This window comes from Nocardiopsis sp. TNDT3 (assembly GCF_003427465.1).
Taxonomy (GTDB): domain Bacteria; phylum Actinomycetota; class Actinomycetes; order Streptosporangiales; family Streptosporangiaceae; genus Nocardiopsis; species Nocardiopsis dassonvillei.
Genome location: NZ_QPFC01000141.1, coordinates 1 through 3,885 on the forward strand (window position 1 = coordinate 1; position 3,885 = coordinate 3,885).

The 3,885-nt window shown below is 76.2% G+C and carries 5 protein-coding genes; all 5 read right to left on the bottom strand.

The window, feature by feature from the left end; translation table 11 throughout:
• A partial coding sequence (locus DQW06_RS04045) for a PfkB family carbohydrate kinase (RefSeq protein WP_232832952.1) occupies positions 1-507 on the bottom strand: 507 nt, incomplete at its 3' end.
• Positions 504-1,094, bottom strand: coding sequence for an SIS domain-containing protein (locus DQW06_RS04050; protein WP_013152610.1), 591 nt, complete (start codon positions 1,092-1,094; stop codon positions 504-506). The genes DQW06_RS04045 and DQW06_RS04050, both read right to left, overlap by 4 nt.
• The gene (locus tag DQW06_RS04055) at positions 1,094-2,356 is read right to left on the bottom strand and encodes a glycosyltransferase (protein WP_013152609.1); all 1,263 of its coding nucleotides are present in this window, start codon (positions 2,354-2,356) and stop codon (positions 1,094-1,096) included. The genes DQW06_RS04050 and DQW06_RS04055 overlap by 1 nt, the downstream gene beginning before the upstream one ends.
• A complete protein-coding gene (locus DQW06_RS04060) occupies positions 2,353-3,405 on the bottom strand; it encodes a glycosyltransferase (protein ID WP_117197986.1) in 1,053 nt (350 codons plus the stop codon). The genes DQW06_RS04055 and DQW06_RS04060 overlap by 4 nt, the downstream gene beginning before the upstream one ends.
• Positions 3,402-3,885: glycosyltransferase family 9 protein (locus tag DQW06_RS04065; protein WP_198662376.1), on the bottom strand; the 484-nt coding region annotated here is incomplete at its 5' end. The genes DQW06_RS04065 and DQW06_RS04060, both read right to left, overlap by 4 nt.

Consider the following 3,885-nt stretch of genomic DNA (forward strand, 5'->3'; position numbering starts at 1 on the left):
CGGGTCCCACACGAGCGGGACGCCGCGCCGCGCGCAGGCCGCCAGGGCCCGGCGTACGGCGCGCTGGCGGGTGAGCCCGTGCCCGTAGTCGGCCACGAGCACGGCCGCCGCCCCGGCCAGGGCCTCGGCGACGTCCTCGGCGCGGGCGTCGAGTTCCACGCCCTCGCACCCCTGGTCCAGACGGGCCACGGTGCGGCCGTTGGCCTGGACCCGGGTCTTGGTGGGCGTGTGCTCCATCAGGGGCAGCCCCACCAGCCGCACGCCCTCCCCCACGAGCGCGGCCAGTTCGTCGGCGGCCGCGTCGCGGCCCACGGCGGTCACCAGGACCACGTCGCGGCCGTCCTGCCGGGCGCGGCGGGCGGCCAGGGCCGCGCCTCCGGGCCGGTACCAGGGCTCGGGCTCCTCCAGCACGGGCGCGGGCGCGTCGGGGCAGTCGCGCCGGGACACGCCGCGCAGGTCCACGTCGAGCAGGGCGTCGCCGACCACCACCACGGTTCCCCCACTCATGTGGCCGCCCTCCCCTCGGGGACGAAGACCCCGTGCGCGCGGGCGGCGACCTCGGCGTCCACCGCGGCGCAGAACACGTGGACCAGTGCCAGGTGGACCTCCTGCACGGTGGAGGTGCTGGGCGCGGGGACGGAGACCGTCTCCTCGCTGAGCGACTCCAGGGCGCTGGGTCCGGGGCCCGTCAGGGACCAGCAGGTGACGCCGAGTTCCCGCGCGGCCTTGGCCGCGGCGACGACGTTCTCGCTGTTGCCGCTGGTGGACAGGCACACCAGCAGGTCGCCCGGGCGGGCGTGGGCGCGCAGCTGGCGCGCGTAGACCTGGTGGTAGCCGTAGTCGTTGGCGATGGCGGTGACGCTGGAGGTCTCCGCGTGCAGCGCGATGGCCGACAGGGGCTCGCGCTCGTCCTCGAAGCGTCCGGTCAGTTCGGCCGTCAGGTGCTGGGCCTCGGCCGCGCTGCCGCCGTTGCCGCAGGCGAACAGGCGCTGCCCCCCGCTCAGGGCGCGCGCGGCGCGGCGTCCCCACTCCTCGACCAGGGCCGCGTCCGTGCCGTCCAGCGCGGAGCTGAGCTGTCTCAGGTGGGTGTGCATCACTCCTCGCCTCCCCCGGTGGTGGTGGCGACCGGCGTGCTGAGCCCCGCGCGGGGCGCGGGGACGGCCGCACCGGTCGCGGTCGTGGTCACGTGCAGGTAGCACTCCTCGGTGCGCCGGGCCACCTCCGCCCACGAGTAGTGGTCGCGCGCCCGCTCGGCCGCGGCGTCGGCGAAGGAGATCCTGGTCGCCTCGTCCGAGAGCAGCCAGCGCACGGCGCGGCCCAGCCGCTCGGGCGACCTGGCCGGGACGAGGAGCCCGGTCTCCCCGTGCACGACGGTGTCGACGTGGCCGCCCACGCGGGAGGCGACCACGGGGACACCGCAGGCCATCGCCTCGACGGTGGAGATCCCGAACGGCTCGTACCAGGGCACGTTGACGGCCACGTCGGCCGACCTGAGCAGGGCGGGGACCTCGGCGCGGTCCACGCAGCCCAGGAAGCGGACCCTGTCGTCCACGCCCGCGCGCTCGGCGGCCATGCGCAGCCGTACCGCCTCGGGCTGGGTCCAAAGGCGTTCGCGGGCGGTTCCTCCGGCGATGACCAGTTCGGCCTCGGGCACCTCGGCCAGCGCGCGGATCACCGTGTCCACGCCCTTGCGCCTGACCAGGCGGCCCAGGCTGAGCAGGCGCGGGCGGTCGCCGCGCTCGGCGGCGGGACCCTCGGCGGTGAAGCGCGAGGTGTCCACGCCGCAGGGCACCACGGCCACGCGCGCGGGCGGGATCCCCCACTCGGCGAGTTCGCGCCGCTCCTCGGTGGAGGTGGCCACGACCATGTCGCACTGACCGGCCACGGCGCGTTCGGTCGGGACGCGCTCGGCGGGGCTGGTGTCGTCCGTGCCCTGGTGGCGGCGCTTGACGGTGCCCAGGGCGTGGAAGGTCTGCAACACGGGCAGGCCCAGGGCGCCGGCCGCCCGCAGGGAGGCGAAACCGCTCATCCAGAAGTGGGCGTGGACGACGTCGGGCCGTTGGACGCGCCAGGCCGCCCGCAGCCGCTGCGCGAACTCGGGCATGTACTGGGGCAGCTCGTCCTTGCTGATCGGGGCCGCCGGTCCGGCGCGCACGTGCTCCACGCGCACGCCCGGGCCCAGGGAGACGCTGTCGGGCCGCTCGGCGTCGGTGCGGCGCGTGTGGACCACGACCTCGTGTCCGCGCGCGGCGAGCGCCGCGGCCAGCTCGGCCACGTGGACGTTCTGGCCGCCCGCGTCCTCTCCGGTGATCGCCGCCAGCGGGCTGGCGTGTTCGGAGACCATGGCGATCCTCATGACGTCACCTCCTGTAGCACCCGGTCCCAGTCGTCGAGGAACCTGGTGAGCCCGTAGCGGCGCAGTGCCGCCGCACGGGCGGCCTTGCCGGTGCGAAGGGCGAGGTCGCGATCCTCATGGAACGCGCGCAGCGCCTCCGCGAGTACTCGGGGGTCGGTCGAGACGGTGCCCGCCTCGGGCGGTACGGCCTCGTAGGCCTCGGTCGTGCCCAGGGCGGCCACGGGCAGGCCCAGCATCATCGCCTCGATGAGGGACAGGCCGAGCGAGGTCCACCGCAGCGGGTGGGCGTAGGCGCGGCGGCGGGCCAGTTCGTCGTGCATGGCGTCCTGGGGCAGGTCCTCGTGGGCGCGCAGCCGCGAGGGCGCCAGCCCGAGGTGCTCGGAGATCCCGGCCACGCCCATGCCGAACAGGTCCAGGGGCACGCTCCCGGCGAGCGCGGGCAGCAGGTCGGTGCCGGTGAAGCGCCAGCGGCGCAGGGGCTCGTTGAGCACCACGCCCGTGCGGAGGACCTCGCCGGTGTAGCGGTACCCGGGGTCGGGCACGCCGTGTTCGACCACGCGGGTGGGCGCGCGCCCGCAGTCCCAGAACAGGTCGTTGAAGTGGGTGACGTGGACGACGGGGATGTCGTCGCGGTCGGCGACGGGGTGCCGGGTGACCGGCACGTCCCGGCGCGGGGTGTTGTGCTCGACGTAGACGGCGGGCACGTCCCGGCCCGGCACGCGGCCCAGGAGCTCCTCGGCCAGGGCGATCTCGTGGGGTCGCTGGAGGACCACCAGGTCGGGTTCGCTGTCGCGCACCGCCCCAAGGAGCAGCTCCTCGGCGTTGGCGGGCCAGTCCCAGGTGCGGGCGCGGCCCCGCCCGTCGGGCCCCCGGTCCGGGGTCACCGGCAGCAGGCAGGTGTGCCCGCCGTGGACGAACGCGGTCGTCCACGAGCCGTGGACGTGCCAGAGCAGGATCCGCAGCACGCGCGCGGGCGTCCGGGCCCGGCCCTGCGCCATGCCCCGGGGTGCGTGCGCCGGGATCGTGGGCGTCGGGTGGTGGATGGTCATCGTGCCCCCAGGAGTTCGTCGACGGCGGTCAGGACGTCGTCGGAGGAGACGGAGTTCAGGCAGGGATGGCCGGGTACGGGGCAGACCCGGGCCCGGGTGTCGGCGCAGGGCGCGAGCTGGTCACCCAGGACGCGGACCGCGGTGCCGTGGGGCGCCCACGCGGAGGCGGGCACGACCGGGGAGAAGAGCGAGACCACGGGTGTGCCGACGGCGGCGGCCAGGTGGGCGGGGCCGGTGTTGCCCGAGACCAGGACGGCGGCGCGGTCGAGCACGTCGGCCAGTTCGGTGACGGTGGTGCGCCCGGCCAGGTCCGCCGCGCCGTGCGCGGCGACCTCGCGGGCCATCTCGGCCTCCCCGGCGGTGCCGGTGACCAGGACCCGGTGGCCGCGTTCGGCCAGCGCGGCGACGGTCTTGGCGGCCAGGGCGGGCGGCAGCTCCCGGGAGGGGGCGTCCGCGCCGACGTGGACCACCGCGTACCCG